At 71.2% G+C, this 24,039-nt stretch carries 24 protein-coding genes; 7 read left to right on the top strand and 17 right to left on the bottom strand.

The window, feature by feature from the left end:
- Window positions 1–13: 13 nt before the first annotated feature.
- Window positions 14–1,384 carry a phospholipase D-like domain-containing protein gene (locus tag IEQ44_RS02275; protein WP_193636818.1) on the bottom strand — a complete coding sequence of 457 codons (1,371 nt, stop codon included), beginning with the start codon at window positions 1,382–1,384 and terminating at the stop codon, window positions 14–16.
- Between the two features lie 72 nt (window positions 1,385–1,456).
- Window positions 1,457–1,867, bottom strand: a complete 411-nt coding sequence (locus tag IEQ44_RS02270; protein ID WP_193636817.1) for a hypothetical protein — start codon at window positions 1,865–1,867, stop codon at window positions 1,457–1,459.
- Between the two features lie 40 nt (window positions 1,868–1,907).
- Here IEQ44_RS02270 and IEQ44_RS02265 point away from each other — a divergent pair, with 40 nt between their 5' ends.
- From IEQ44_RS02265 to IEQ44_RS02250, 4 genes are read left to right on the top strand one after another with little or no spacing between them, the layout of a single operon-like run.
- Window positions 1,908–3,167: a magnesium transporter MgtE N-terminal domain-containing protein gene (locus IEQ44_RS02265; RefSeq protein ID WP_193636816.1), complete on the top strand. Its 1,260-nt coding sequence runs from the start codon at window positions 1,908–1,910 to the stop codon at window positions 3,165–3,167.
- Window positions 3,164–3,703 (top strand): DUF1003 domain-containing protein, encoded by a 540-nt coding sequence (locus IEQ44_RS02260; RefSeq protein WP_193636815.1) that lies wholly within the window; start codon window positions 3,164–3,166, stop codon window positions 3,701–3,703. Before IEQ44_RS02265 ends, IEQ44_RS02260 begins: the two co-directional genes overlap by 4 nt.
- Window positions 3,704–3,734: 31 nt before the next feature.
- The gene (locus tag IEQ44_RS02255; RefSeq protein ID WP_193636814.1) at window positions 3,735–4,898 is read left to right on the top strand and encodes an Mrp/NBP35 family ATP-binding protein; all 1,164 of its coding nucleotides are present in this window, start codon (window positions 3,735–3,737) and stop codon (window positions 4,896–4,898) included.
- Between the two features lie 31 nt (window positions 4,899–4,929).
- Window positions 4,930–5,268, top strand: coding sequence for a sec-independent translocase (locus tag IEQ44_RS02250; protein WP_227486779.1), 339 nt, complete (start codon window positions 4,930–4,932; stop codon window positions 5,266–5,268).
- Window positions 5,269–5,291: 23 nt separating this feature from the next.
- Here the strand turns inward: IEQ44_RS02250 and IEQ44_RS02245 are convergent, their stop codons facing one another.
- On the bottom strand, window positions 5,292–5,855 hold the full coding sequence (locus tag IEQ44_RS02245; RefSeq protein WP_193636812.1) for a hypothetical protein: 564 nt from the start codon (window positions 5,853–5,855) through the stop codon (window positions 5,292–5,294).
- Window positions 5,856–6,029: 174 nt separating this feature from the next.
- Here IEQ44_RS02245 and IEQ44_RS02240 point away from each other — a divergent pair, with 174 nt between their 5' ends.
- Together IEQ44_RS02240 and IEQ44_RS02235 are read left to right on the top strand one after the other, a co-directional pair.
- Window positions 6,030–6,731 (top strand): LysM peptidoglycan-binding domain-containing protein, encoded by a 702-nt coding sequence (locus IEQ44_RS02240; RefSeq protein WP_193636811.1) that lies wholly within the window; start codon window positions 6,030–6,032, stop codon window positions 6,729–6,731.
- Window positions 6,732–6,736: 5 nt separating this feature from the next.
- The gene (locus IEQ44_RS02235; protein ID WP_227486778.1) at window positions 6,737–7,213 is read left to right on the top strand and encodes an Rv3235 family protein; all 477 of its coding nucleotides are present in this window, start codon (window positions 6,737–6,739) and stop codon (window positions 7,211–7,213) included.
- A 17-nt stretch (window positions 7,214–7,230) separates the two neighbouring features.
- On the opposite strand, the gene secA is transcribed toward IEQ44_RS02235, so the two are convergent.
- The 14 genes from secA to IEQ44_RS02165 all read right to left on the bottom strand — a co-directional run bounded on the left by secA (window position 7,231) and on the right by IEQ44_RS02165 (window position 23,562).
- On the bottom strand, window positions 7,231–10,029 hold the full coding sequence (gene secA, locus IEQ44_RS02230) for a preprotein translocase subunit SecA (RefSeq protein ID WP_193637032.1): 2,799 nt from the start codon (window positions 10,027–10,029) through the stop codon (window positions 7,231–7,233).
- A gap of 78 nt (window positions 10,030–10,107) precedes the next feature.
- On the bottom strand, window positions 10,108–11,325 hold the full coding sequence (locus IEQ44_RS02225) for a winged helix-turn-helix domain-containing protein (protein WP_193636809.1): 1,218 nt from the start codon (window positions 11,323–11,325) through the stop codon (window positions 10,108–10,110).
- Window positions 11,322–11,999 carry a response regulator gene (locus IEQ44_RS02220; RefSeq protein ID WP_319804443.1) on the bottom strand — a complete coding sequence of 226 codons (678 nt, stop codon included), beginning with the start codon at window positions 11,997–11,999 and terminating at the stop codon, window positions 11,322–11,324. The genes IEQ44_RS02225 and IEQ44_RS02220 overlap by 4 nt, the downstream gene beginning before the upstream one ends.
- A 68-nt stretch (window positions 12,000–12,067) precedes the next feature.
- The gene (gene hpf, locus IEQ44_RS02215) at window positions 12,068–12,682 is read right to left on the bottom strand and encodes a ribosome hibernation-promoting factor, HPF/YfiA family (RefSeq protein ID WP_193636807.1); all 615 of its coding nucleotides are present in this window, start codon (window positions 12,680–12,682) and stop codon (window positions 12,068–12,070) included.
- Between the two features lie 412 nt (window positions 12,683–13,094).
- Complete coding sequence (locus tag IEQ44_RS02210; RefSeq protein ID WP_319804442.1) at window positions 13,095–13,886, bottom strand: ComF family protein; 792 nt, start codon at window positions 13,884–13,886, stop codon at window positions 13,095–13,097.
- Window positions 13,887–13,962: 76 nt separating this feature from the next.
- Window positions 13,963–15,705 (bottom strand): LpqB family beta-propeller domain-containing protein, encoded by a 1,743-nt coding sequence (locus IEQ44_RS02205; protein WP_193636806.1) that lies wholly within the window; start codon window positions 15,703–15,705, stop codon window positions 13,963–13,965.
- A complete protein-coding gene (mtrB, locus tag IEQ44_RS02200; protein WP_319804441.1) occupies window positions 15,702–17,318 on the bottom strand; it encodes an MtrAB system histidine kinase MtrB in 1,617 nt (538 codons plus the stop codon). The genes IEQ44_RS02205 and mtrB overlap by 4 nt, the downstream gene beginning before the upstream one ends.
- Window positions 17,319–17,321: 3 nt before the next feature.
- Window positions 17,322–18,026 (bottom strand): MtrAB system response regulator MtrA, encoded by a 705-nt coding sequence (mtrA, locus tag IEQ44_RS02195; RefSeq protein ID WP_193636805.1) that lies wholly within the window; start codon window positions 18,024–18,026, stop codon window positions 17,322–17,324.
- Window positions 18,027–18,066: 40 nt separating this feature from the next.
- A complete protein-coding gene (ahcY, locus tag IEQ44_RS02190) occupies window positions 18,067–19,497 on the bottom strand; it encodes an adenosylhomocysteinase (RefSeq protein ID WP_193636804.1) in 1,431 nt (476 codons plus the stop codon).
- 83 nt (window positions 19,498–19,580) lie between these two features.
- Entirely contained in the window at window positions 19,581–20,561 is a 981-nt protein-coding gene (locus IEQ44_RS02185) for a DUF808 domain-containing protein (protein WP_193636803.1), read from the bottom strand.
- Window positions 20,558–21,604 (bottom strand): SIS domain-containing protein, encoded by a 1,047-nt coding sequence (locus tag IEQ44_RS02180; RefSeq protein ID WP_193636802.1) that lies wholly within the window; start codon window positions 21,602–21,604, stop codon window positions 20,558–20,560. The genes IEQ44_RS02185 and IEQ44_RS02180 overlap by 4 nt, the downstream gene beginning before the upstream one ends.
- 21 nt (window positions 21,605–21,625) lie before the next feature.
- A complete protein-coding gene (locus IEQ44_RS02175; RefSeq protein WP_193636801.1) occupies window positions 21,626–21,790 on the bottom strand; it encodes a Trm112 family protein in 165 nt (54 codons plus the stop codon).
- The gene (locus tag IEQ44_RS02170) at window positions 21,790–23,169 is read right to left on the bottom strand and encodes a phosphomannomutase/phosphoglucomutase (RefSeq protein WP_193636800.1); all 1,380 of its coding nucleotides are present in this window, start codon (window positions 23,167–23,169) and stop codon (window positions 21,790–21,792) included. The genes IEQ44_RS02175 and IEQ44_RS02170 overlap by 1 nt, the downstream gene beginning before the upstream one ends.
- A gap of 33 nt (window positions 23,170–23,202) precedes the next feature.
- Entirely contained in the window at window positions 23,203–23,562 is a 360-nt protein-coding gene (locus IEQ44_RS02165) for a DUF3499 domain-containing protein (RefSeq protein ID WP_193636799.1), read from the bottom strand.
- Window positions 23,563–23,611: 49 nt separating this feature from the next.
- Between IEQ44_RS02165 and IEQ44_RS02160 the strand changes: the two genes are divergently transcribed.
- Complete coding sequence (locus IEQ44_RS02160; RefSeq protein WP_227486776.1) at window positions 23,612–24,034, top strand: metallopeptidase family protein; 423 nt, start codon at window positions 23,612–23,614, stop codon at window positions 24,032–24,034.
- Window positions 24,035–24,039 lie beyond the last annotated feature (5 nt).

The following is a 24,039-nucleotide window of genomic DNA, read 5'->3' as shown; positions in this document are numbered from 1 at the left end:
CGCGCCCCCGGCCTCAGTGCTCGACCAGGGCGAACGGGTCGGTGCCGTCGGTGCTGACCGGTTCGCCGTCCTCGTAGACGGCGTTGCGACCCGAACCGAAGACGAGCCGCTGGTCGCGCTCCGGGCTCACGCCGAGGGTGTTGAACCGGGAGTTGGCGCTGCGGGCCGCGGCCGCGTGGCGGTCGAAGTTGTCGTACCAGTAGTTGAGGTGCTCCTCGTAGCGCAGTGTCAGCCGCTTCTGCCAGTAGATGCCCAGGTTCTCGTCGCTGACCTTGGCCAACCCCGACCAGTTGGCCGAGCCGTTGAGCACCACGTGGTTGTTGCGCTTGCCGCGCACGTTGCCCACGATCGTCATGGCCTTGAGGTGGAAGTACTTGTCGAACTGGCCGTCGTAGTCGGAGTCGATCGCCAGGTGCTTGACCGGCACGGGGCCGCGGCCACCGGGCGCCCGCAGCATGCGGCCGACGTCGATGCCCATCACGGTGTAGCCGATCTTCACGTCACAGCCCTGCTCCCACAACGACCGGAGCTTCTTGCCCAACCGCAGGCCGCGAGCCTGGCGCATCACGTCGGGCGCGAGGCGGATCACCGTACGCCTGCTGGCGGTGTTGGTCGCGCCGGTGCACTTCACGCCGTTGAGCAGCCCCATGACGGGGTCCTTGGTCTTGCGACCGGTCGCGGGGAACATGATGAGCTCGACCTTGCCGAACTTCTTGCGCTGGTAGGGCGGCCGGATCGGCTTGTCCTTGGCCGCCTGGTTGAACGAGCGCAGGGCCCAGCGGTAGATCTTCTTGTTGCCGCGGTGGGTGTAGATGTCGTTCCACTGGTTGTGGGCGGCAGCGTTGGTGAAGTTGGCCGACCCCTGGATGTAGACCCAGCGGGCCTTGCCGACCTTCGAGAAGAGGTAGTACTTCGAGTGCGCGGCACCGCCCTTCGACCGGCAGGTGCCGACGCAGACCCGCGCCCAGCTGCGCCGCGCCTTGGCACGCCCCTTGTTGCCGGCCTTGAGGCCCTTGCGGAGCTGACGGAAGGGGCGGTTGTCGATGTTCTCGAGGTTCGCGTCGTCCATGATGACGCGCACCCGGACTCCGCGCCGCTGCGCCTTCAGCAGCGCGCGGGTGCCCTGCGAAGTGAGGAAGTTCCAGCTGAAGATGTCGATCTCCGAGCCGCGTGGGCTGTGGTGGATCGACTTCATCAGCTTCGTGACGATGCGCCGCTTGGTCGCGCCGTCACCCATCGGGTTGTTGAAGGTCACGCCCCGGGCGGGGGTGAAGGATCGGTTGGCTGCCGCAGCCTCGGGGGTCACGCGCTCGTGGGGCACGGAGAGCACGGCGGCGACCATCAGCACCGCGACGACGCGGACGCACACGGTCCTGGCAAGCATGAAGAAGTTCCCTTGGTCAGTGGTGGGGCGGGCGTGGGACAGCAGCACGTGGCGCTCAGCCCCGACGCTGGGTCAGGCTCGGCAGCTCTCGACGGCCGCGCGGTACTTCTCGTCGGAGTCGATGTCGCCCTCGACCTCCCGCACCAGGCCACCGACGACGGCGTAGTGGCTGGAGAGGAAGGTGACGAACTTCTGCCCCGACGAGCAGCGCAGGGCGTCCACCGGGACGGTCTCGCCGTCCTGCTCGCACCCGGCGTAGCCGCGGCGGAGGGTCTCGCCCGTCTGCCACACCTCGTCGCAGGCGGGGAGGCCCGGACCTGCCGACTCGGTCGGGCTGCCGGACGCGGTGGGACTGCTCGCCACGCTGGGCTCGGGCGTGGCCGACCCCTCGGACGAGCTCTCCTCGCCGCAGCCGGCGAGCGTGACGACGCCGACGGCCACGAGTCCCGACGTCAGACGACGCAGCCACGAGAGAGCACCCATGTGCGGCATCATACAGACCGGCGCACGCTAACCTTGCCGCGTGAGCGCCACCCCACACCGCGTCTTCGTGGCCCGACTGGTGGGCCTGCCCGTCTTCGACCCTCGGGGCGACCAGGTCGGCAAGGTGCGCGACATCGTGGTCGCCCTGCGTTCGGAGTCGAACCAGCCACGCGTCCTCGGCATGGTCGCCGAGGTGCTCGGTCGACGGCGCATCTTCGTGCCGATGACGCGCGTGACCGCGATCGAGGGTGGCCAGGTCCACACCACGGGCCTGCTCAACATGCGCCGCTTCGAGTTGAGGCAGGCCGAGACCCTGGTCATCGGCCAGATGCTGGACCGGCAGGTGACCATCCGCCCCACCGGCATCAGTGGCGTCGTCTACGACGTCGGCATGGAGCAGGCCCGCAACCGCGACTGGGTGATCTCGCGGGTCGCGATCCAGGAGCCCGGCAAGGGGCTGCGTCGCCGTGGCCAGACCCACATCGTCGAGTGGCGCGACGTCGACGGGCTGACCCGTCGCGAGGACACCCAGGGGGCGACCCACCTGCTGGCGGCCCTCACCGACCTGCGGCCGGCCGACGCGGCCGCCGTGATCCACGACCTGCCCGCCGAGCGACGCACCGCCGTCATCGCCGGCCTGAACGACGAGCGTCTGGCCGACGTGCTCGAGGAGCTGCCCGACGAGGACCAGGTCGAGATCCTGCAGCTCCTGGACACCGAGCGCGCCGCCGACGTGCTGGAGGAGATGTCGCCCGACGACGCTGCCGACCTGATCGCCGACCTCAGCCCGGAGACCGCGGCCACGCTGCTGGCGGCGATGGACCCCGGCGAGGCGGAGGACGTGCGGCGACTCATGTCGTACGCCGAGCACACCGCAGGCGCGATGATGACGCCGGAGCCGGTCATCCTGCCGCCCGACGCCACCGTGGCCGACGCCCTGGCCCACGTGCGCAACCCCGAGCTCACCCCGTCGCTGGCGGCGCTGGTCTACGTCTGCCGCCAACCGCTGGAGACCCCGACCGGGCGCCTGCTCGGCGCGGGGCACATCCAGCGACTGCTGCGCGAACCGCCCTCGACGCTGGTCAGCGCCGTGATCGACGACTCCCTCGACCCGCTGCGTCCCGACGCCTCCATCGACCAGGTGGCGGCCCACCTGGCCACCTACAACCTCGTCGCCGCTCCGGTCGTCGACGAGGACGGGCGCCTGCTCGGCGCCGTCACCGTGGACGACCTGCTCGACCACATGCTGCCCGACGGGTGGCGTGACCAGGCGGCCCGCCGGACGGACGGTGTCGGATGAGCGAGACCCGCGACCGGCTCGACCAGCCGCGCGAGCACCGGCGTTCCCTGCGTCGTCGGCGGGGCCGCGACGAGGACCGCTTCGGCGTCTTCGCCGAGCGGTTCGCCCGCTTCATGGGCACGGCCCGCTTCCTGATCTGGATGACCCTCTTCGTGGTCTTCTGGGTGGTGTGGAACTGGGCCGCGCCCGAGCAGTGGCAGTTCGACCAGTACCCGTACATGTACCTGACGCTGATCCTCAGCCTCCAGGCCTCCTACGCCGCACCGTTGATCCTGCTCGCCCAGAACCGTCAGGAGCAGCGGGACAAGGTGATCGCCGAGCAGGACCGCCGCGCGAACGCCCGGGCCCACGCCGACATGGAGTTCCTGGCCCGCGAGGTGGCCTCGCTGCGGATGACCACCGGCGAGATGGCCACCCGCGACTTCATCCGTTCGGAGCTGCGCGGACTGCGTGACGACCTCGAGGAGTCGGGTCGCTCGATCGCGGCACCGCCGGTCGAGGGCGTCGCCGAGAGCGCCGAGCAGCCGGAATCGTGACCTGGCCGGGCAGTCCGTAGACTCGGATGCCATGAGCACCCCCTCCCTCGAGCAGGTCCACGCCGCACTCGCCCAGGTCAACGACCCGGAGATCAAGCGCCCCATCACCGAGCTGGGGATGGTGGACAGCGTGGAGATCAGCCCCGAGGGTCTGGTCGAGGTCAAGGTGCTCCTCACCGTCGCCGGCTGCCCCCTCAAGGACACCATCAACCGCGACGTGACCGCGGCCGTCACGGCCGTGCCCGGGGTGAGCGGAGTCGACCTCGAGCTCGGCGTGATGACCCCCGAGCAGCGTTCGGCCCTCGGTGACACCCTCCGCGGCGGGCAGGCCCAGCGCGAGATCCCCTTCGCCCAGGCCGGCAACCTCACCAAGGTCTACGCGATCGCCTCGGGCAAGGGCGGCGTGGGCAAGTCGTCGGTCACGGTCAACCTGGCGCTGGCCCTGGCCGCCCAGGGCCGCCGGGTCGGCATCGTCGACGCCGACATCTACGGCCACTCCGTGCCCGCCATGCTCGGCCTGGCCGACACCCGTCCCACGCAGGTCGACGACCTGATCATGCCGGTGCCGACCGCCTCGGGTGTCTCGGTGATCTCGATCGGCATGCTGAAGCCCCGCCGCGACCAGGTGGTCGCCTGGCGTGGCCCGATGCTGGACCGGGCGCTGGTCCAGATGCTCGCCGACGTCTTCTGGGGCGACATCGACGACCTGCTCATCGACCTCCCGCCGGGCACCGGCGACATGGCGATCTCGCTGGGTCAACACCTGCCCGGCGCGGAGTTCGTCGTCGTCACCACGCCCCAGGAGGCCGCCGCCGAGGTGGCCGAGCGCGCCGGCACCATGGCGTCGATGATGCACCAGCGCGTCGTCGGGGTCGTGGAGAACATGGCCTACCTGCCCTGCCCGCACTGCACCGAGGAGGGCAAGGAGCACCGCCTGGAGGTCTTCGGATCCGGCGGTGGTGAGCGCGTCGCCCGGACCCTGTCGCAGCGTTTCGGCCACGACGTGCCGCTGCTCGGCTCGATCCCGCTCGACCTGAGCCTGCGCGAGGGCGGAGACGCCGGCAAGCCCATCGTGGAGTCCGACCCGACCTCGCCGGCGGCCAAGGTGCTGCAGGACATCGCGCGCCACCTGAGCGGTCGCGGCCGTGGACTCGCAGGCATGCAGCTGGGTCTGACACCCAGCAACAAGTTCTGAGGATCTTCGGTAGGTTCTGACCATGTTCGGAATGGGGCTGACAGAACTTGCCGTGATCGCGCTGGTCGCGGTGCTCGTCTTCGGCCCCGACCGCCTGCCCGAGCTGGCGAAGCAGGCCGGGCAGATGGTGCGCAAGGGGCGTCAGTTCGCCCACGCGGCGCGCGACGAGCTGCGCGAGGAGCTGGGCCCGGAGTACGCCGACCTGGAGCTGCGCGACCTCGACCCGCGGGCGCTGGTGCGCAAGCACATCAGCGAGGTGCTGGCCGAGGCCGACGACGACGCTGACCCGAAGGCCGACGAGGCGGCGTTCCGCCCGGCGCCGCGTCTGCCGGCCGGGGTCGTGCCGCCCTACGACTCCGAGGCCACCTGACCCGGAGCACCTCCGGACCCGACTCAGAGCTCGTGACGCACCACGGCCAGCGCGTCGAGAGCGACGAGCACGTGCCTCGTCTCCGCCCCGGGCGACGACGACTGCTCCACCTCGACGAAGTCAGCACCCACGCGCGCCACCCGGCCCGCGACCGCAGAGCCGTCGGCCAGGACGAGGTCGCATCTCGCCGCGGCGTCGGCCAGGCGACGCAGGGGGGCTCGCAGCCCCACCGCGTCGAGGCGGCTCCACGCCACCCGTGGCACCGCGCGTGAGGAGAGCCCTTGGGCCGTGGTGACCGCCGGGGTACGCACGACCCAGGCGCGCCGGTCGTCCTCGAGACGACACCAGCCCTCGCCGACTCCGACGAGACGGCCACGCACGTGGCCCGCCCCACGCACGGCCAGCACGACGGGCAGGCCCGTCGAGGCCATGAGCCGAGCGTCGAGAGTGACCTCGTGGTACTCCGCGCGGCTGCGGTCGTCGACCTCGGCCAGGCGAGCCCAGTGGTGGACCGTCTCCGCCTGGGCCTCCAGGTCGGCGAGCACGTCGAAGACCTCGTGCTCAGCCCAGCGTCCTGACTCGTCCACCCGCACCCTCCTCGTCGCCACGTCCGGACGATCCCGACGACAGCCAAGCGGACAGCGCGCCCCGCGACAAGCCGGTCGGGGTGCAGTTGCCTGCGTTTGCCCTCATTTGAGGATGGCCAAGACGACCAAACCTCTCTTGAATGAAGCAAACAAACGCAAACGAAGGGATCAGCAATGGCACGGGCCGACTCTCGACGTGCGCCCCGGTGGCGCTGCTTGGCGGTCTGGACGGCCAGCACTGCAGCCGCAACAGCGGTGGGGGCGCTCGGCATCCAGGCGGCGCTCGACGCGGCCACGGCCTCGCCGGGGACGATGCCCTTCGAGCAGGCCCTGGTCGGGCTGGCCGGGCTGTGCGCCGCCCTGGCCTGCGCCTGGCTCTGGGTGCTCACCACCTGGGGCGTCGCCGACGCCCTGCGTGGCACGGTCGTCCCGCGGGAGGCCGGCCGCTGGCGTCGGTTGACCATGGTTGCCTGCGGGTGCGCGGTGAGCCTCTCGGTCGCCCTGCCGGCGCACGCCGACACGGCCCGGGCCCCGGAGCGGCCCGACGTCGCCTCCCTGTCACTGCTGCACGGACTGCCCTACCCCGACCGCGCGGCCGCGGGGGCGCCACCCCCTGCCGCACCGGTCAGCGGTCCGGTCGCCGCCACGACGTCGCCCCAGAGCACCCATCTCGTACGCCCCGGCGACACCCTGTGGTCGCTCGCGACCTCCGCCCTCGCCGAGTCCGACGCGCCGGACGGCGACGTCGCGGCCGCGGTGGCCCACCTGCACCGCACCAACCGCGCAGTCATCGGGGCCGACCCCGACCTGATCGTGCCCGGCCAACGTCTCGACCTGTCCCTGGACGACACCACCCACCGAGAGGACCCTCGATGAGCTCCATGGCTCCCCCAGCACCGTCCGCCACCACGCGGCGCAGCGGAACGCTCGCTCCCTGCCTGGCTCCGCCCCGACCCCGGACGGCACCGGCGCGGCAGGGCTGCGACCTCGTCGAGGTCACCTCGTCCGCACGCGAGGAGCTCGAGCGGTGGGTGGAACGGCACGCGCAGGCGGCCGTCGAGATCGTGGCCGGTGACCGACCGGCCACCCAGCTGGTGCGCTGGAACCACGCCGACGTGCACCAGGACCTGGTGCGACGCGCGGTCCTGGTGGCTCGGGCCGGGCGCCGCGAACCGGGTCGCGGTCGTCCGCCGGGCGTGACGCGGCCGCGCGTCCACGGTGTACGCCTCAGCTTCTTGTCGGCGACCACCGTGGAGGCCGCGGTGCACCTGCGGCACGGCGAGCGCTCCAGGGCACTCGCCGCCCGCTTCGAGGTGCACCGCGGTCGGTGGATCTGCACCGCCCTCGAGTTCTGCTGAGGGCGGCGCGGAGCAGGTCAGCCGATGCGCGCGGTGTGCCCCGAGGCGCCACCGGGGGCGCCGTGGCACTTCTTGAACTTCTTGCCCGAGCCGCACGGGCAGTCGGCGTTGCGGCCCACGCCGGCGTAGGGGTCGGCCTCGGCCGGGGCAGCGGTCACCTCGACCTCCCCGTCCTCCGAGGGGGCGGTGTAGGTGAGGTTCTTCGGCTTCTTGGGAGCGTCGAGACCCTTGGCCTTCACGTGGGGAGCGTGCGCGGCCGCCACGTCCATGTCGATCGGCGCGGCCGGGTCGGCGACGACCTCCACCGCAGGAACCTCCTCCTCGACCTCGACGTCGAGGTTGAACAGGAAGCCGACCGACTCCTCCTTGATGCCGTCCATCATCGCCGAGAACATGTCGAAGCCCTCGCGCTGGTACTCCACGAGGGGGTCGCGCTGGGAGTACGCCCGCAGGTAGATGCCCTCGCGCAGGTAGTCCATCTCGTAGAGGTGCTCGCGCCACTTGCGGTCGAGCACCGACAGGACCACGCGCCGCTCCAGCTCGCGCACGACCTCCTCACCGAACTCCGCCTCACGCGCGTCGTAGGCGGCGTGGGCATCCTTGCGCAGCTCCTCGGCGAGGGCCTCGCGCGTGAGACCCGCACGACCACCGACCTTGGTGACGTACTCCTCGAGGGTGAAGCTCATCGGGTAGAGCTGCTTGAGGGCGGTCTCCAGCGCCGGCAGGTCCCAGTCCTCGGCGTGCTCGGCGGTGGCGCCGTTGACGTAGCCGGTGATGACCTCGTCGATGAAGCCGCGGATCTGCTCCTCCAGGTCGGCCCCCTCGAGGACCCGACGCCGCTCGGCGTAGATGACCTCACGCTGACGGCTCATCACGTCGTCGTACTTGAGCACGTTCTTGCGGGACTCGAAGTTCTGCGACTCCAGGTTGGCCTGGGCGCCGGCGATCGAGTTGGTGACCCGCTTGGAGTCGATCGGGACGTCGTCGGGCACCTTCATCGCGGTGAGGATGCGGTCGATCATCTCGCCCTTGAAGAGGCGCATCATCTCGTCCTGGAGCGAGAGGTAGAACCGGCTCTCACCGGGGTCTCCCTGACGACCGGAACGACCACGCAGCTGGTTGTCGATGCGGCGCGACTCGTGGCGCTCGGTGCCGATGACGTAGAGGCCACCCACGGCCGCCACCTCGTCGTGCTCCGCGGCGACCTGGTGCTTGATGCGGGCGACGGTCTCGTCCCACTTGGCCTCGTACTCCGCGGCGGTCTCACCGGTCGGCTCGAGGCCGGCGTTGCGCAGCTCGAGGTCGGCGAGGAACTCCACCGAACCACCGAGCATGATGTCGGTGCCTCGACCCGCCATGTTGGTGGCGACGGTGACCGCACCCTTGTGGCCGGCCATGGCGACGATCTTCGCCTCGTCGGCGTGCACCTTAGCGTTCAGCACGTTGTGCGGCACGCCCGCCTTCTTGAGCAGACCGGAGAGCAGCTCGGACTTCTCGACCGAGACGGTGCCGACCAGAACCGGCTGGCCCTTGCGGTGCCGCTCCGCGATGTCCTTGACGACGGCCTCGTACTTCGCCTCCTCCGTGCGGTAGACGAGGTCGGGCTGGTCGATGCGCGCCAGCGGCTTGTTGGGCGGGATCGGCACCACGCCGAGCTTGTAGATCTTGTCGAACTCGCTCGCCTCGGTCATGGCCGTACCGGTCATGCCCGAGAGCTTGGTGTACTGGCGGAAGTAGTTCTGCAGGGTGATCGTGGCGAGGGTCTGGTACTCCTCGCGGATCTGCACACCCTCCTTGGCCTCGATCGCCTGGTGCAGGCCGTCGTTGTAGCGACGTCCCGACAGGATGCGGCCGGTGTGCTCGTCGACGATGAGCACCTCGCCGTTCATGACGACGTACTCCTTGTCCTTGCGGAACAGCTCCTTGGCCTTGATGGAGTTGTTCATGAAGGAGATCAACGGGGTGTTGACCGAGTCGTAGAGGTTGTCGATGCCGAGCTGGTCCTCCACCTTGGTGATGCCGGGCTCCAGCACCGAGATGGTGCGCTTCTTCTCGTCGACCTCGTAGTCGGTGTCACGCACCATGGTGCGCGCGATCCGGGCGAACTCGCCGTACCACTGCACCTCCTCCTGGGTGGGGCCGGAGATGATCAGCGGCGTCCGCGCCTCGTCGATGAGGATGGAGTCGACCTCGTCGACGATCACGAAGTTGTGGCCCCGCTGGACGCAGTCCTCCAGCGCGTCGGCCATGTTGTCGCGCAAGTAGTCGAACCCGAGCTCGTTGTTCGTGGCGTAGGTGATGTCGCAGGCGTAGGCCGCCCGCCGCTCCGCGGGTCGCATCGACGGCTCGATGACGCCGGTGGTGAGACCCAGGAACGAGTAGATGCGACCCATCCACTCGGCGTGGTACTTGGCCAGGTAGTCGTTGACCGTGACGACGTGGACACCCTTGCCCGACAGGGCGTTGAGGTAGGCCGGGAGCGTCGCCACCAGCGTCTTGCCCTCACCGGTGCGCATCTCGGCGATGTTGCCCAGGTGCAGGGCAGCGCCACCCATGATCTGCACGTCGTAGTGGCGCTGGCCGATGACCCGCTTCGCCGCCTCCCGCACCGTCGCGAACGCCTCGGGCATGACGTCGTCCAGCGTCTCGCCCGCTGCGAGGCGCTCCTTGAACTCCTCGGTCATGGCCCGCAGCTCGTCGTCGCTCATCGCGACGAAGTCGTCCTCGATGGCGTTGACCGCCTTCACGATGGTCTCGAGCTGGCGCAGGATCTTGCCCTCGCCGAGACGGAGGAGCTTGTCGAAGATGGCAGGCACGGGGTGGAACTCCCAGGGGACGAGGCGGGCGGGTGGGCGGAGCGTGCGGGTCAACCGGTCCGAGGACCGTCGGCCATGCTACCCACCGGCCCCGAGGACCGCTGTCGCAGCGGCCAACGGCTGGGCGAGGTCTCCGTGAGGTCGCACCTCGACGCGCTCGCACCCGACCCACCGCGCGGCGCGCACCAGCTCGACGGCCAGCTGCTCCGCGGTCTCCGCCGGGGCGTACGCCTCCGCGAAGGCGCCCGCGACCACGAGCACGCGGCGCGCCCGGTCGGCCTTGAGGTCGACCCGCGCCACGATCCGGTCGCCCAGCAGGAAGGGCAGCACGTAGTAACCGTGCACGCGCTGCGCGGCCGGCGTGTAGATCTCGATCCGGTAGTGGAAGTCGAAGAGCTCCAGCGCACGCTCGCGGTGCCAGACCACCGGGTCGAAGGGGCTCAGCAGCGCCGTCGCCACCACCCGCCGCGGCAGACGTGCCTCCCGGTGCAGGAACCCCGGCCGGGACCATCCCTGCACCTGCACCTCGCTCACCTCACCGGCCTCGACGAGCGACGCCACCGCCCGGCGCGTGGCGGCCACCGACATCCGGTGGTGGTCGGCCAGCGTCGCCACCGTCGCGACACCGTGGTGCACGCAGGCGCGGCGCACCAGCTCGCGCTCCGCCTCCTCCTGCGACGGCGTGGACAGCGCCAGCACGGCCGCCGGAAGGACGCGTTCGGGCAGGTCGTAGCGGACCTCGAAGGAGGGCGTGCGTCCCTCGATCGCGACGTCACCCACCATGAAGAGGAAGTCGAGGACCTTGCGGGCCTCCGACCAGTTCCAGCCCCAGTGCTCGCGGGTCCGCGCGGCCCCCAGCTCGGCGTCGAGGTCGCGGGCGGTCAACGGACCGTCGGCGGCCACTGCCGCCAGCACCCGGGGCACCAGGTCGGAGTCGACGCTGATCCCCCACTTGCCGCGCCGGGCCCGGTAGTGGTCGCGGCGGTGCTGCATGTGGGGCCACAGCTCGACCGGCATGAACGCCTGCACGTGCGCCCAGTACTCGACGAGCCGTCGCCGCGGACCGCTGGCGGCCCGACGCAGGAGCTCGGGGTCGTAGGGCCCCATCCTGGAGTAGAGCGGCATCAGGTGGGCCCGCGCGAAGACGTTGACGGAGTCGACCTGCAGCAGCCCCACCCGCCGCAGGGTCCGGTCAAGGGTGCGCAGCGTGGGCACCGCGTGCGGGCGGTCGGCGAAGCCCTGTGCGGCGAGCGCGACCCGACGAGCCTCGGGGAGGGAGAGCGACCGTGACGTCACGGAAGCTCGAGGATCTTCTCCTTGACCGCATACATCACGGCCTCCATCCGGGAGTGCAGCTGCAGCTTCTCGAGCATGTTGCGCACGTGGTTCTTGACCGTGTTCTCGGAGATGAAGAGCTCCTTGGCGATCTCACGGTTGTTCATCCCGCGGGCCACCAGGCGCAGCACCTCGAGCTCACGCTCGGTGAGGCGCAGACGCGGGCCCTGCTGGTGGTCGGGCCGTGACATCTGCTTGAACTCGTCGATGAGCTTGACGGCCATCGACGGCGAGATCAGGCTCTGGCCCTCGGCCACCACGCGCACTCCCTGGGCGACCTCCTCGATCGAGGAGTCCTTCAGCAGGTAGCCGGCGGCGCCGCCCTTGACGGCCTCGTAGAGGTCGGACTCCTCGTCGGAGACGGTGAGCATGATGATCTTGGCGGTGGGTGCGGCCTCCTTGATCGCCCGACAGGCCTCGATGCCGGTGCGCCGTGGCATCCGCACGTCGAGCAGCACCACGTCGGGGGCCAGCTCGACCGCGAGGTCGGTGGCGGCGATGCCGTCGGCGGCCTCCCCCACCACCTCGATGTCGGGCTCCTGGGTGAGCAGCATCGTCAGGCCGCGACGGAAGAGCTCCTGGTCGTCGGCGACGACGACGCGGACGGCTCCTGCTTGCGTGGACTCGGCACTCACAGGAGCCATCATGGCAGACACAGATCTCCCCCGAGGCGTTGTCCGACGCCCCGGGGGAGATCTCCTGGTCAGTCGGCGACGTTGAGCGCGATCACTCCGTAGTCGTAGCCGCGACGCCGGTAGACGACCGAGGGACGCTCCGACTCCTTGTCGACGTAGAGGTAGAAGTCGTGGCCCACGAGCTCCATCTCGTAGAGGGCCTGGTCGAGCGTCATGGGGGTCGCGTCGTGCGACTTCTCCCGGACCACCAGCGGACCGTCACCGGTGACCGTGATGGGTCCGACCTGACGCTCGACGACCTCCTCGGACTCCTCCTGCGGCTCCGGCGGGGTGGCGTCGGCCAGGGCCTCGGCCACGGAGACCGGGGTGTGCCGGCCACGGTGCACGCGGCGCCGGTCGGCCGCCTTGCGCATCTGGGAGGCCATCTTGTCGAGAGCCAGGTCGAGGGCGGCCATCTTGTCCTCGGCCGCCGCCTCGGCCCGGATGACGGGCCCCTTGGAGAAGGCGGTGAGCTCGACCTTGACGGCCCGCTCCACCTGACGGGGGTTGCGCTCGCGGGAGACCTCGACGTCCACGCGGATGATCCGGTGGTCGTGCTTCTCGAGCTTGGACAGCTTCTCCTGGGCATGCTCCCTGAATCGATCCGAGACCTCGATCTGCCGGCCTGTGACCACTACGTCCATTGTGAACCTCCCGATTCAGTTGGCTGCACCCTGCGATGACGCCCAGTGCCCCGGACCCTGACGGGTACGGGGATGGGCATGAGGTGGAGTCCGTCCGGCCGACCTGGTCTTCGTCCCCACAGCCGCCTGCTGAGGCTCTCGCAGCTCAGTGCCACTACCCACCTTCTCCCGACGTCCGTCGTGTCTGACGACGGGGTCGAGGCAGGACTTACTCCTAAGCCGCACCGTGATCAGCCCGCCCTCGACGAGGGCGCACCTTACGTGGGCCGTTTTGCCTGCGACTGGCATCGGCTTGTCGCCGGGGATGACCCGGACGACGCAACCACGGACCCGAACGGACTCCATGCACAGACGTTAGCCCTCTTCCGGTGACGGCGTAAGGCACACCCGGGTTCCCACCGCGATCCGTTGGTCACATCGGTGCCCGGCGCCCCTGCTTGGCCTGCTCGGCACCGCCCACGGAGCGGCGGGCCACCGCCGCGACGACCGCCGACGCCTGCGGCCGGACGCCGACGGCGCGCAGGGCCCTGCCCGCCTCCGCGAGAGTGGCGCCGGTGGTCATCACGTCGTCGCAGAGCACCACCAGCACCGGCCCCAAGCGTGCCAGCCGGCGCAACCGGGGGGACGGGCACGTCATCGAGCCCGCGAGGTTGGCCGCCCGTGCGGCCACCCCCAGCCCGGCCTGGTCCACCACCCCGCGGCGGCTGCGCAGGACGGCCTGCACGCGCACGTCGCGGCCCTCGCGTCGCAGACGGGCGGCCGCGACGCGCACCACCCGTGCCAGCGGGTCGTCGCCCCGCGCCCGGACCACACCGGGGCGCGACGGCACGGGCACCAGCACGACCCGCGCCCCGCCTGGGGCTCCGCAGCCGTCGAGGGCCGCCGCCACCGCGAGCGCGAGGCGGTCGCCCAGGAACGGTGCGAAGGACGTACGCCCTCGCTCCTTGTGGGCCACCACGGCGTGGGCGAGGACGCCCTCGTACTCCCCCGAGGCCCAGCAGCGACCGAGCCCGGGAGGCGCGGGCGAGGGCCGGGCCTCACCGGCCGACGGCAGGCCGGAGCGGCATGCGCGGCACACCCCCGCCCCCGGCCGACCGCACCCTGCGCAGGCGCTGCCGAGCACCAGGTCGAGCCAGGCCGCCGCGGGTGTCTGGGGATCGGGTCGCACCCCACGACTCCAGCGCAACGCCACCGCGACCGCCACTGCGGCGACGCGCGCCTGGGGAGGACGTGGGGACCGGGCGGGCTGGGGACGCGACTGGGCTGGGGACTCGACCGGGTCAGCCGACGAACCCCAGCCAGGTCAGCTCCTCGCCCGGGGTGGGCAGCTCGCGGCTGGGGCGGGTCAGGTCGAGGATCTCGCCGCGGGTCACCACGTAGATGCCGTCGCCCTCGGCCGGCGAGACCGCCAGGTCGAGCGCGCGCCCCCTGATCCGCGTGGTGCCGGGCCCGTCGACCTCTCCGGGTGAGCCGTCGACCGGCACCACCCGCACCTGGGCCACCTCGGGGGTCACGTTGCTGAGCACCGCCAGGGTGACCGGCGAGCGCCATCCGAGGTCGACGATGCGGCGGGCAGGCTCGATCCCGGCGTCGACCTCACGAGCGGGCAGGGGGCGCGGGCGACCTCCGGTGGCTCGGTGGGCGATGCGACTCACCATGAGCCGGTCGCGGCCCGGGCCGCGCACGACGGCGACGAGCCGGGAGGAGTCACGCGAGACCAACGCGTGCACGACGTTGCGTCCCGAGACACCGGGCACCTCGACCTCGACGACACCCCGGGCGTCGGCCAGGAGCACCCTGGCCCCCGCGGCGGTGCGGTCGACCAGCCAGGTGCGGCCGGCGAAGTCCACCGACGGCGCCAGCACGTCGTTGGCCCCGGAGACCAGGGTGACGGTCTCTCCTTCGTCGTCGACCGGGGCGCGCAGCACCCCGGTCCCGTCCTCGCTGACTCCCACGGCCGTCGAGCCGTCGAGGGAGACGGCCAGGGAGCGGAGCGCGGGCGCATCGGTGCCCCACGGACCCCCAGCCGGGCTGAAGTTCGAGAAGCCGCCGCGCAGGAGGCGAGCGTCGGAGAGCGCGAAGAGGTCACGCTCGGGGGTCGGCCCCAACGGGCTGAGGTCCTGACCGGCGGTCAGCGAGATCTCCGGGGGCCCCTCCGAGAGCGTGACCGGTCGGTCGTCGACGGTGAGCCGGAAGTGGGTGAGGCGCGGCACCTGCCGCAGCGTCCACGCCAGCTGCGCGACCATCTCGCCGCTCGCCACCTCGTCGGGACGCCCGGGCATCCGTTCGAGCACCACGTCGGCAACCCCGTCCTCGATGGGCACCGAGTTGAGGGCCAGGCGTACGCCCTGGGGGAAGGCGCTGCGCGACAGGCGCGGTCGCGGCGCACCGGCCAGCAGGCCCCGCACCAGGGCGGTCGCCATCTGGTCGCCGCTGGGCACGACCACCGGCTCGGGCACCAGCAGCTTGCGGGTGGGGTCGAGGAAGTGCAGGGAGGCCCGCTCGAACCACTCCTCGAACCACGTCCGGGGCACCACGAGGGCGTTGGGCGCGGCGTCGATGCGCCACTCCTCCCCCTCGAGGGTCATGGGGAAGTCGAGGGTGGCCTCCTCCGGCTCCAGCTCAGTGAGCCACCTGCCCCGCGTGTCGTAGGACTGGGCGCCGACGAGCTGCAGCTCGAGCTGGGTCGCCCCCGTGGGCGTGCCGTGGTCGACGTAGGTGAGGGTGGCGTCCTCCGGTCGCCAGGCCCGCTGCGCCTGCTCGGAGAGGAAGCCCGCGGCCACGCTGGTGCGCACCGGGGTGGCCTTCATCGCCTCGAGGAAGCCGAGCACGATCTCCTCGGGGTCGGCACCCGGCTCGGGAGGCCGGGGGTCGTAGTAGGCGGCGGAGTCGTCGAATTCGGTCACCAACGGGTCGGCCTGCACCACCGGCCCCTGCGTGGGCATCCGCACGCAACCGGTCACCAGAGCCAGCGCCAGGGCGACCAGCAGGCCGCCGGCCCACCGACGGTGTCGACACCTCACGTCCCCACCTCCGCGTCCTCCGGCACCAGCGGCAGGGGGCTGTGCCGCAGCGGTCGCCCGAGCGTACGCGGCAGCGTGAGGCGGAACTGCGCCCCGGCGCCGCGGCGTCCCCACGCCTGCAGCCAGCCACCGTGCAGGTGGGTGTCCTCCAGGGCGATCGAGAGCCCCAGGCCGGTGCCTCCGCTGGTACGGGCGCGGGCGGGGTCGGCGCGCCAGAAGCGGTTGAACACCATGGCCGACTCCCCCGGCTTGAGCCCGACGCCGTGGTCGCGCACCGTCAGCGCCGAGGCCTCCTGGTCGGCTGCCAGGCGGATGATGACGTCACCGCCCTCGGCGTGGTCGATGGCGTTGCTCACGAGGTTGCGCACGATGCGCTCCACCCTGCGGGCGTCGGCCTGGGCCAGGCAGGGCTGGTCGGGCTCGTGGACCACGACACGGGTGCCGCGCCGCTCGGCCATCACCCGGGTGGTGTCGGCGACCCGGTGCACCACGTCGACCAGGTTGACGTCGTCGGCGTCGAGCACCGCGGCGCCGGCGTCGAACCTGCTGATCTCCAGCAGGTCGCCGAGCAACCCCTCGAAGCGGTCGAGCTCGGTCTGCAACAGCTCCGCGGCCCGCGCCGTGACCGGGTCGAACTCGTCCCGCGCGTCGTGCAGCACGTCGCCGGCCATCCGCACCGTGGTCAAGGGCGTACGCAGCTCGTGGGAGACGTCGGAGACGAACCGGCGCTGCAGCCGCGACAGCTCCTCGAGCTGACGGATCTGGCGTTGCAGGTTGGAGGCCATCTGGTTGAACGAGACGGCGAGCCTGGCGAGGTCGTCCTCGCCGGTGACCCGGAGTCGCTCCTGGAGGTGCCCGGAGGCGAGCCGCTCGGCCACCCGGCGGGCCCGACGGATCGGGTTGACCACCTGACGGGTGATCAGCCACGTGACACCCGCGACCAGCACGAGGAGGAAGGCCGCCGCCCCGAGCAGGGCGCGGCTGACCAGGCCGAGGGTGGCCTCCTGCTCGCTGAGGGGGTAGAGGTAGTAGAGCGTGTAGGTCCGGCCGTCCGCCGGCAGGGTGACCTGGGAGGCGACCACGATGCCGGGGCCGGGGTCGACGCGGGAGACGGGACCGCGGGTGCGGATCTCGGTGAAGGTCCACGCGGTGGGTGCCACCCGGTCGAACTGCCGCGCCAGGCTCGGTGGCACGCTGGCCACGTCGAGGTTCTGGGTGAAGCGCACGCCACCGGCGCGCAACCCGGTCCGCTCGCCGACCGGCGGGGAGAGCACCACGGCGAAGCCGCTCGCCGCACCCCGCGCGATGATCGGCGCGATCAGGTCGTCGCGCTGCCCGGAGGCGTCGACGTCGGTGCCGGTGGCGAAGCTCAGCCGGTTGCGGGCCTGGGCCGTCTCGGCGGACGCCTCGGCCAGGACCCGCTCGACGCGTTGCTCCACGAGGCCGTCACGGGTGGTGCGCAGCAGGAACCATCCGGTGGCGCCACCCACCACGAGGCAGAGCAGGACGGTGCTGGTGACGACCCGGGCCTGGATCGAGCGGCGCCAGGCCGTCAGGAAGCGGCGCATCCCGCCCGCCAGCCGGGCCAGAGCTCTGCGCGCGGGTGTCGTCACCGGTCAGGACTTGCCGGCCCGGTAGCCCACGCCCCGCACGGTGAGCACGATCTCCGGGTTCTCCGGGTCGTGCTCGACCTTCGCCCGCAGGCGCTGGACGTGGACGTTGACCAACCGGGTGTCGGCCGCGTGGCGGTATCCCCACACCTTCTCGAGCAGGACCTCGCGACTGAAGACCTGCCACGGCGCCCGGGCCAGGCAGACCAGGAGGTCGAACTCCAGGGGGGTCAGGTTGATCTCCTGCTCCCCCCGCAGGACCTGGTGGCCGGGCACGTCGATGGTCAGGTCGCCGACGACCAACGTCTCGGTGCCGGGGGCCTCGAGTCGACGGACGCGGGCCCGGATCCGCGCCACGAGCTCCTTGGGCTTGAACGGCTTGACGACGTAGTCGTCGGCGCCGCTCTCCAGCCCGAGCACGACGTCGAGCGTGTCGCCCCTGGCGGTGAGCATCACGATGGGCACGCCGGACTCCGCGCGGATCTCACGACACACGTCGATGCCGTCGCGACCCGGCAGCATCAGGTCGAGCAGCACCAGGTCGGGGCGGTACTCGCGGAACGCCGCCACCGCCTGGTCCCCCCGGGAGACCATGTGGGAGTCGAAACCCTCCTGACGCAGCACGATGGTCAACATCTCCGCCAACGAGGCGTCGTCGTCCACCACCAGGACGCGGCCCCGGGCAGGGGCCTCCTGGATCTGCTGGGTCATACCGGCCATTGTGCCAGCCACACGGTCCCCGGGTGGGTCGTCAGTAACGGTAGTGGTCGGACTTGTAGGGTCCGGCCGCGTCGACGCCCAGGTAGGCCGCCTGGTCGGCGGTCAGCTCGGTGAGCTTGACGCCGAGGCTGTCGAGGTGGAGGCGTGCGACCTCCTCGTCGAGGTGCTTGGGCAGCACGTAGACGCCGACCGGGTACTCCTCGAGCTTGGTGAACAGCTCGATCTGCGCGAGGACCTGGTTGGTGAACGAGTTCGACATCACGAACGAGGGGTGACCCGTGGCGTTGCCGAGGTTCATCAGGCGACCCTCGGACAGGATGATCACCGCGTTGCCGGCCGGGAAGGTGAAGAGGTCGACCTGCGGCTTGACGTTCTTGCGGACGATGCCGTCCCACGACTCGAGGCCGGCCATGTCGATCTCGTTGTCGAAGTGACCGATGTTGCCGATGATCGCGTTGTGCTTCATGCGGCTCATCTGCTCGGCCATCACGACGTCCTTGTTGCCGGTCGCGGTGATGATGATGTCGGCGATGCCGAGGACGTTCTCCAGGGTGTCGACCTGGTAGCCGTCCATCGCGGCCTGGAGCGCGCAGATGGGGTCGATCTCGGTGACGATGACGCGGGCACCCTGGCCACGCAGCGACTCCGCGCAGCCCTTGCCGACGTCGCCGTAGCCGCAGACGACCGCGACCTTGCCGCCGATGAGCACGTCGGTGGCGCGGTTGATGCCGTCGATGAGCGAGTGGCGGCAGCCGTACTTGTTGTCAAACTTCGACTTGGTGACCGAGTCGTTGACGTTGATGGCCGGGAAGAGCAGCGAGCCTTCCTTCATCATGTCGTAGAGACGCAGCACACCGGTGGTGGTCTCCTCGGTGACGCCCTTGATCTCGTTGGCGATCTTGGTCCAGCGGTCCTTCGACTCGGCGAGCGAGGCGACGAGGGTCTCGAAGATGATCCGCTGCTCGTGGGAGGTGGCGGAGGCCGGGTCGGGGGCCACACCGGTCTTCTCCGCCTCGACACCGAGGTGGACCAGCAGGGTCGCGTCACCACCGTCGTCGAGGATCATGTTGGCGAACTCGCCACCGGGCCACTGCAGGATCTGCTGGGTGCACCACCAGTACTCCTCCAGGCTCTCACCCTTCCAGGCGAAGACCGGCACACCGGCGGGCGACTCGACGGTGCCCTCGGGGCCGACCACCACGGCCGCGGCGGCGTGGTCCTGGGTCGAGAAGATGTTGCACGAGGCCCAGCGCACGTCGGCACCGAGAGCCACGAGGGTCTCGATCAGCACCGCGGTCTGGATCGTCATGTGCAGGGAACCGGCGATCTTCGCACCGGCGAGCGGCTTGGAGTCGCCGTAACGCTCGCGCATCGCCATGAGGCCGGGCATCTCGTGCTCGGCGAGCTCGATCTCGGTGCGGCCGAAGTCGGCCAGGCTCAGATCTGCGACCTTGTAGTCCATCACTACCCCTCGTCAGTGGCTGTTGCATGCTCCGCCCCGATGGGCGGGCGTCCCTCCGACGACGAGCGTAGGACTCGCGCGGTTCAATCGCGCAATTCTCGAGCCTCGCCCTGCTCCTCCTCCGCCCCGTGGTGACCGAAGGGCAGGAAGTGCACCACGACCGCCAGCAGGGCACCGAAGACGAGTCCCACCACCGCCGAGACGAGGGTGTTGGCCAGCCACGCAGCGAACCCTGCGGCGGCCGGGGCCCACTCGTGCACGGCGTGCTCGAGGTCGTGGACGAGGTCGTAGGGGGCGTGCCACCCGGCCTCGGCCGACTGGGCCAGCAGGATGTGTCCACCCACCCACAGCATCGCCGCGGTGCCGACCGCGCCGATGACCATCAGGACGTAGGGCATGGCCTTCACCATGCCGCGCCCGAAGGAGCGTCCGAACTGCGAGCGGGCCTTGCGGGTCAGCGCCAGTCCGATGTCGTCGATCTTCACGATCAGGCCCACGACGCCGTAGATCAGCACGGTGATGGCGATCGCGACGACCACCAGGATGATCGCGCGGGTGAGGAAGGGCTCCTCCTTCACCTCGTTGAGCGCGATCACCATGATCTCGGCCGACAGGATGAGGTCGGTGCGCGTGGCCCCGGCGACGACCTTCTTCTCGTGGTCGGGGTCGAGGATCGCCGGCGCGTCCTCGGCCTTGTCGTGGGAGGCGCCGCGCAGCTTCTCCCAGATCTTCTCGGCGCCCTCGAACGAGAGGTAGGCGCCGCCCAGCATCAGGATGTAGGGCAGCAGCCACTCGGCGAACTGGCTGATCACCAACGCCGCAGGCAGGATGAGCAACAGCTTGTTGCGCAGCGACCCGACGGCGATCTGCTTGATGATCGGCAGCTCGCGCTTCGCCGCGAGCCCCTGGACGTACTGCGGGGTCACGGCGGCGTCGTCGATGATGACGCCCGCCGCCTTGGTGCCGGCTCGACCGGCCGCCACACCCACGTCGTCGACGGAGGCCGCCGCCAACCGCACCAGCGCCGCCACGTCGTCCAGCAGGGCGAAGAGGCCACCACTCATCGCGTCACTCCCCCCGTCAGTCCGATCTGCAGGTACGCGGCCGCGTACCGCCCCTGCAGGAGCAGGGATGCGTAGCGTGCCAGTTCGCTCTCGGCCCCCTGCTCGCAGGTCAGGGTCTCCACCCTCACCCCGCGCTCCTGCGCCGTGCGGAGAAGGCGGTCGCGCTGCTCGTGCACGGCGGGGTCGTCGTGGCCGTCGTCGAGCACGACCAGGACCGGCGGCAGGGTCGCCGACTCGTCCTCGAGCGGGTCGTCGAAGAGGTCCCGCACGGGCGCGGACTCCAGGACGGGCACGAGGTGCTCGGCGTCGCCGGCGATCGCCGACACGCCCGAGGCCCGACGCAGCGACTCCGCCACGCGTCGGGCCGCCCGGGCGGCGAGCACGGAGCCGCCCCACACCACGGGCGTCCGGTCGGCCAGCGAGATGGCGAGCATCTTGGCGGGGTTGACCGACAGGTCGCGGTGCGGCGAGCAGAGCGTGGCGACGTGGTCGAGGGCGCGCGCGACGTCCTCGACGTCGGTGCGCGGCCCGAGGTGCACGCGGTCGAGGAACTCGAGCATGACGACCGCGGCCGCGGACTGGTCACCGGTCACCAACGGCAGCACCTGGCACCAGCGGCCCTCGGCGTGTCGGGCGACGAGGGAGTCGGCAGGGGTCGCCACGACGACCTGGGCTCCGCGACGCAGCGCCTCGCTGACGGCGAGCGCCGACCGCTCGTCGGCGCCGACGGGCTCCAGCACGACGACCAGGTCCAGGCTGCCGACCCATCCGGGCAGGCCGGGGTTGGGCCAGGCCACGAAGGGCACCGGGCACCAAGGCTCGAGCACGGCGCGCAGGAGGCGTGAGTCGGGGCCGGCGGCCACGACGGCACGCGGCCGGTCGGCGGTCGCGGCCCGGGCCACGACCTCGTCGAGCGCCTGGTCGGCCTCGACCCGGTCGCGCCGCACGCGCGCCCCGGCCTCCGCCAGCGAGCGCAGGAGGGGGTCAGCGGCGGCGAGCGCGCGCTCGTCGTCGAGTCGGGACTCGTCGAACCACGGGGTCATCGCGTCGTCCCTTCGAGGGCGTCAGGAAGGCTTGCGGGCCTCGTCGACCAGCAGCACGGGGATGTCGTCCTTCACCGGGTAGGCGTAACGGCAGCCGGTGCACACCAGCTCCTCGCCCTCGACCGCCAGGTCGGCGTGGCAGGCCGGGCAGACGATGATGTCGAGCAGGGCCGGGTCGAGGTTCATCAGTTGCTCCTGATCGTGGAGAGGACGGCGTCGCGGACCTCGGCCATCGTGGCCTCGTCGCGGCCTTCGCAGTTGAGGCGCAGCAGAGGCTCGGTGTTCGAGGCCCTGACATTGAACCACCAGTCGGCGTGGGTGACGGTGAGGCCGTCGAGCTCGTCGACCTCGACGCCGTCGCGCTCGCCGTACTGCTCCTTCAGACGGCTCAGCACCGCCCCCTGGTCGGCGACGGTCGAGTTGATCTCGCCCGAGGCGGGGTAGCGCTCGTACTCGGCCAGCAGCTCCGACAACGGCAGGTCGGTCTCGGCGAGCGCCGCGAGGGCGTACAGGGCGGCGAGCATGCCGGAGTCGGCCCGCCAGAAGTCGCGGAAGTAGAAGTGGCCCGAGTGCTCGCCGCCGAAGACCGCGTCGGTCTCGGCCATCGTGGCCTTGATGTAGGAGTGCCCCACGCGGGTGCGCACCGGCTTGCCGCCGAGCTCGGTGACGATCTCGGGCACCGCGCGCGAGGTGATGAGGTTGTGGATCACCGTCGCCCCCGGGTCCTTGAGCAGCTCGCGCGCAGCGATCAGGGCGGTCAGCGTCGAGGGCGAGACCGCACGGCCCTGCTCGTCGACGATGAAGCACCGGTCGGCGTCACCGTCGAACGCCAGGCCGAGGTCGGCCTTCTCGGCGAGGACGGCCCGCTGGAGGTCGACGAGGTTCTCGGCCTCGATCGGGTTGGCCTCGTGGTTCGGGAAGGTGCCGTCGAGCTCGAAGTAGAGCGGCACCATCTCCACGACCGGGCCGATCTTGTCGAAGACCATGGGGGCGGTGAGGCCCGCCATCCCGTTGCCGGCGTCGACGACGACCTTGAGTCCCCGGCCGCGCACGGGCGAGAGCGTCAGCAGGTGGTCGGCGTACGCCTCGAGCACGTCGGTCTGACTGATCGAGCCGCGCTGCTCGGCGGTGTGCAGGCGACCCGAGGCGACGACGTCACGGATCTCGACCAGACCGGTGTCGGCACCGACCGGGGTCGCGCCGGCGCGGCACATCTTCATGCCGTTGTACTGCGCGGGGTTGTGGCTGGCGGTGAACATGACGCCGGCGTGGCCCAGGTGGCCGGAGGCGAAGTAGAGCTGGTCGGTCGAGGCGAGGCCGACCATCACGACGTCGGCGCCGGCGGTGGCGGCCCCGTCGGCGAAGGCCTGGGCCATGCCCGGCGAGGAGGGCCGCATGTCGTGGCCGATGACGACGGTGTCGGCGCCGACGACCTGCACGAAGGCGTTGCCGGTGGCGCGGGCGAGCTCCTCGTCCATCTGGTCGGGCACCGTGCCCCGCACGTCGTAGGCCTTGAAGATCGCCTGCAGGTTGGCTGCGTCCAGGGTGGGGCTACCGGAAGTCATGGAACCGGAGCCTATAGCGCCCGGCCCAGTGCCTCATTCCGTGGTCAGCACACGGAGATGGCCCCGACGCACGCCCCGGGAAGGGTCGTCGTCGGGGTGCATCTCGGGCGCCGGCTCGGGCACCCGGGCGGCCTCGCGCACTGCGTCGGCCAGCGCCAGCAGGTCGTCGCCCGAGGGCCCGCGCTCCCCCAGGTCACGGGCCAGGCGGAGCACCTCCCAGCCGCGGGGGGCCGAGAGTCGCTCGCTGTGCTGCTCGCACAGGTCGTACGCGTGGGGCTCGGCGTGCATCGCGAGCGGCCCGAGCACGGCGGTCTGCTCGGCGTACACGTAGGTCAACGTGGCCACCGCAGCACGACCGCACGCGGTGCGCGAGCAACGACGGGCAGGATTCACACGCCAGACGTTACCTCCCGCGGGGTCGGTCGAGGTCTAGGCTCGCGGCATGGATCCAGCACCGCGCCGCAGCCGGGACCGCCGCGGGCGGGGCATGCGCGGACCGGGTGTGATGCCGCGCCAGCTGGGCACACCGGCGCTGCGCACCGAGCGGGAGCGTTTCGACGCCGTCGTGCTGGGCGCGGTCTCCGCCGTCGAGGCGCGCTGGCACTCCCGGCTGGGTCTGGTCGAGTACGCCGTCGAGGACACCCCGATGGTGCCCGACGACTGGGACGACGCCGAGGTCCCGTTGGCCACGCTCGTGCGGGGTTCCGGCGGGCAGCCCAGTCGCCTGGTGCTCTTCCGCCGCCCCCTCGAGCGCCGCAGCGACACCCGGGAGGAGCTGCGAGCGCTCGTGCTCACCGTGGTGGTCGAGCAGGTCGCCGCGCTGCTGGGCATGGACCCCGAGGACGTGGACCCGCGCCAGGGCTGAGCGAC

The organism is Nocardioides malaquae (genome assembly GCF_015070385.1).
In the GTDB taxonomy this organism is placed as follows: Bacteria; Actinomycetota; Actinomycetes; order Propionibacteriales; family Nocardioidaceae; genus Nocardioides; species Nocardioides malaquae.
The sequence above is the reverse complement of the archived record's forward strand: the minus strand, read 5'-3'. Positions and strand labels throughout refer to the sequence as shown.